The organism is Micromonospora sp. NPDC049257 (assembly GCF_040678915.1).
GTDB classification, from domain to species: Bacteria; Actinomycetota; Actinomycetes; order Mycobacteriales; family Micromonosporaceae; genus Micromonospora; species Micromonospora antibiotica.
In genome coordinates this window covers 1-4,430 of record NZ_JBFAQU010000058.1, presented here as the reverse complement: position 1 = coordinate 4,430, position 4,430 = coordinate 1, and the positions used below count along the sequence as shown (strand labels likewise).

Below are 4,430 nucleotides of genomic sequence, written 5' to 3'. Positions count from 1 at the left end.
CCACACTCACCAACCCGCTCCGCAAACACCGGAGACGAATCCAACAACTCCACCGCCATCCCCACCCACTGCGAACCCTGCCCCGGGAACACGAACACCGTGCCGCCCTGGAGCACGCCGGGGGCGGTGCCGTTGTCGGCGAACGCCCGCGCCCCGGCGACGAAGTCGCGCCGGTCGCCGACGATCACCGTGCGCCGGTCGAGCAGCGCCCGCCCGGTCGCCAGCGCGTACGCGAGGTCACCGGCCTTGACGGACTCGTCGCCCGCGACGTCGGCCACCCGGGCGGCCTGCTCCCGCAGGGCCTGGTCGGTGCGGGCCGACAGCACCCAGGGCAGCAGCTCCGGCTCGGGAGCGTCGACCGGGGGCTCGTCGGCTGGGGGCGCCTGTTCGAGGATGACGTGGGCGTTGGTGCCGCTGATGCCGAACGACGACACGCCCGCCCGGCGGGGCCGCTCCAGTGCCGGCCACGGCTGCGTCTCGGTGAGCAGCCGGACCGCCCCGGCCGACCAGTCCACCTGCGGGGTGGGCTCGTCCACGTGCAGGGTGCGGGGCAGCACCCCGTTGCGCATCGCCAGCACCATCTTGATCACACCGGCGACGCCGGCCGCGCCCTGGGTGTGGCCGATGTTCGACTTCACCGAGCCGAGCCAGAGCGGCCGGTCCCCGGGCCGTTCCTGCCCGTAGGTGGCCAGCAGCGCCTGCGCCTCGATCGGGTCACCGAGGGTGGTGCCGGTGCCGTGCGCCTCGACGGCGTCCACCTCGGTCGCCGGGATGCCACCGGCCGCCGCCAGGGCCTGCCGGATCACCCGCTGCTGCGAGGGGCCGTTCGGCGCGGTCAACCCGTTGGACGCGCCGTCCTGGTTGATCGCCGAACCCCGTACCACGGCGAGGACGTGGTGACCGTTGCGTTCGGCGTCGGAGAGGCGCTCCAGCAGCAGCATGCCGACACCCTCGGACATCGCCGTGCCGTCCGCGCCGGCTGCGAAGGACTTGCACCGGTGGTCGGTGGCCAGGCCCCGCTGGAGGCTGAACTCGATGAACGTGTCCGGGGTGGACATGACGGTGACGCCACCGGCCAGTGCGAGCGTGCACTCGCCGGAGCGCAGCGCCTGCACGGCCAGGTGGATCGCGACCAGCGACGACGAGCACGCGGTGTCGACGCTGACCGCCGGCCCCTCCAGGCCGAGGGTGTAGGCGATGCGGCCGGACGCGACGCTTGCCATGCTGCCGTTGCCCAGGTAACCGGCGAGTTCCTCGGGCACCTCGGGCAGCCGGCTGGCGTAGTCGTGGTACATGACCCCGGCGAAGACACCGGTGAGGCTGCCGCGCAGCGAGTTCGGGTCGATGCCGGCCCGCTCCAGCGCCTCCCACGAGGTTTCCAGCAGCAACCGCTGCTGCGGGTCCATCGCGACCGCCTCACGCGGGCTGATCCCGAAGAAGTCCGCGTCGAAGTCGGCCGCGTCGTAGAGGAAACCACCCTCCATCGAGTACGTCTTGCCGGGCTTGCCGGGCTCCGGGTCGTACATGCCGACCAGGTCCCAGCCCCGGTCGGTGGGGAACGGGGTGATCGCGTCGGTGCCGTCGGCAAGCAGTCGCCACAGGTCCTCGGGGGTGCGGACCCCGCCGGGGAAGCGGCAGCTCATCGCCACGATGGCGACGGGTTCGTCGTCGGCGACGGGGGTGGCCACGGTCGGGGCCTGCGGGGTGGCCGCGCCGAGGATCCTGGTGTGCAGGTAGTCGGCGAGCGCGGTCGGGTTGGGGTAGTCGAAGACCAGGGTCGCCGGCAGCCGCAGCCCGGTGGCGGTGTTGAGCTTGTTGCGCAGCTCCACGGCGGCCAGCGAGTCGAAGCCGAGTTCCCGGAACGCCCGGGACGGCTCGACGGTGGCCGGGCTGTCGTGGCCGAGCACCCCGGCCACGTTGCCCCGGACCAGGTCGAGCAGGAGCCGCCGCTGGTCGGCGTCGGCGAGGCCGAGCAGTTGCCGGTGCAGTGCCGAACCGCCGACCGGCGTCGGGCCGGTGCCGGCGGCGCGGCGGGCCGGGAGCCGGACCAGGCCCCGGAACAGGGCCGGGAGCTGCTGGCCCTGGGCGCGCAGCGCGGCGGTGTCCAGCCGGATCGGCACCAGCAGCGGCTCGTCGGTGGCGACCGCCGCGTCGAGCAGGGCGAGACCCTGGTCGGTGCTGATCCCGAGCACGCCGGAACGGGCCATCCGGGCCACGTCGGCGTCGCCGAGGTGCGCGGTCATCCCGCTGCGTTCCTCCCAGAAACCCCAGGCCAGGGAGACCGCCGGCAGGCCGAGCGCCCGCCGGTGCGCGGCCAGGGCGTCGACGAAGACGTTCGCGGCGGCATAGTTGCCCTGCCCGGAGCCGTCGACCACGCCGGCGGCCGAGGAGAACAGCACGAACGCGGACAGCTCGCGGTCCCGGGTGAGGTCGTGCAGGTGCCAGGCCGGGGTGGCCTTGGCCCGCCACACGGTGTCGAGCTGCGCGTCGGTGAACGCCGCGACGGTGCCGTCGTCCAACGCGCCGGTGGTGTGCACGACGGCGGTCAACGCCGGGATGCCGTCCAGCAGGGCGGCGACGGCGTCCCGGTCGGCCAGGTCGGCGGCCACCACCTCCACGGAGGCACCCAACGCCACCAACTCGTCCCGCAACTCCACCGCGCCCGGCGCGGTCAACCCACGCCGCGAGGTCAGCACCAGGTCCCGCACCCCGTGCACCTCCACCAGGTGCCGGGCCACCAGCGCGCCCAGCACACCGGTGCCACCGGTCACCAGCACGGTGCCGTCGGCCCGCCACGGCTGCGCCGTGGTGCTCGCGCGCGCCAGACGCGGCACCCGCACCTGACCGTCCCGCAGCGACAACTCCGGCTCACCAGTCCCCACCGCCGCCAGAATCTCCTCCACCGGAGTCTCCGGAACGGCATCCACCAGCACGAACTGACCGGGGTTCTCCGCCTGCGCGGCGCGGACCAGGCCCCAGACCGGGGCGTGGGCCAGGTCGGTGACCTGGTCGGCCGCACCGTCGGTGAGCACCACCAGCCGGGACTCGGCCAACCGGGGGTCGGCCAGCCAGCGCTGGAGCAGCGCGAGCGCCGCACCGACCGCAGCCCGCCCGGCCACCTCGACGTCCCCTACCGGCTCCGCCGTGGTGGCCGGGTCGAGGGCGGCGTCCTGGTGGGTGAGTCGGGCGAGCACCAGCTCCGGTACGTCGTCGGCGAGGTCCTCCAGGTGGGCCCAGGAAGGGGCCGGGGCCGCGGCCACCGGCACGGCGGTCCAGTCGATCCGGTAGAGGTTGCCCTCGGTGGGGGCGGTGGTGAGCTGCACCGGCCGGGACACCAGGGAACCGATCTCGGCGACCGGCGCACCGGTCGGGTCGGTCAGGTGCAGGGTGACCGCATCCGGGCCGGTCGGGGTGACCTTCACCCGCAGGGCGGTGGCGCCCGTCGCGTGCAGCGTCACATCCGTCCAGGCGAACGGCAGATACGGCGGACGACCCACCGGCACCGCCTCACCGATCCCCACCACCTGCAACGCCGCATCCAACAACGCCGGATGCACCCCGAACCGCGACGCCTCACCATGCGCCTCCTCCGGAAGCGCAACCTCAGCAAACACCACCTCACCAACCCGCCAGGCAGCCTGCACCCCCTGGAACACCGGACCATACTCGTACCCCTGCACCACCAGCTCGTCATACAACCCCGCCGTCGGCACCGGCACCGCACCCGACGGCGGCCACGCCACCAGGTCGAAGTCGGCGGCGGCCGGGGTGTCGGCGAGCACGCCGGTGGCGTGCCGGGTCCACGGCAGGTCCACCTCGGCGTGCTCGGCCCGGGAGTGCACGCTGACGGTACGCCGGGTGGACTCGTCGGCGGCGGTCATCAGCAGCTGCACCTGCACGGCCGCGCGCTCGGCGAGCAGCAGCGGGGCGTGCAGGGTCAGCTCCTCCAGGTGGGCGAGGCCGACGTGGTCACCGGCGTGCAGCACCAGCTCGACGAAGGCCGCCCCGGGCAGCAGGACGGTGCCGTTGACGGCGTGGTCGGCCAGCCACGGGTGGGTGTCCAGCGAGATCCGGCCGGTGAACAACACCTCACCCGACTCGGCCATCGACACCGACGCCCCCCACAGCGGGTGCCCGGCCGCACCGAGGCCGACCGACGCCACGTCGGCCGCCCCGCTGGTCGCGTCGATCCAGTAGCGGCGGCGCTGGAACGGGTACGTCGGCAGCGGCACCTCGACGCGCGGACGCGCCGGCAGCACCGGCGACCAGTCGACGGTGACGCCCCGGGCGAACGCCTCACCGAGCGAGGTGAGCCAACGACGCAGCCCACCCTCACCCCGGCGCAGCGACCCGACGGCGGCCACCTCGACACCCGCGTCGGCGGCGGTCTCCTCCACCCCCATGGTCAGCACCGGGTGCGCACTGCACTC

At 74.1% G+C, this 4,430-nt stretch carries 1 protein-coding gene; it reads right to left on the bottom strand.

What is annotated here, in order from left to right:
• Nucleotides 1-4,430: type I polyketide synthase (locus tag AB0K25_RS31665; RefSeq protein ID WP_363824007.1), on the bottom strand; the 4,430-nt coding region annotated here is incomplete at both ends.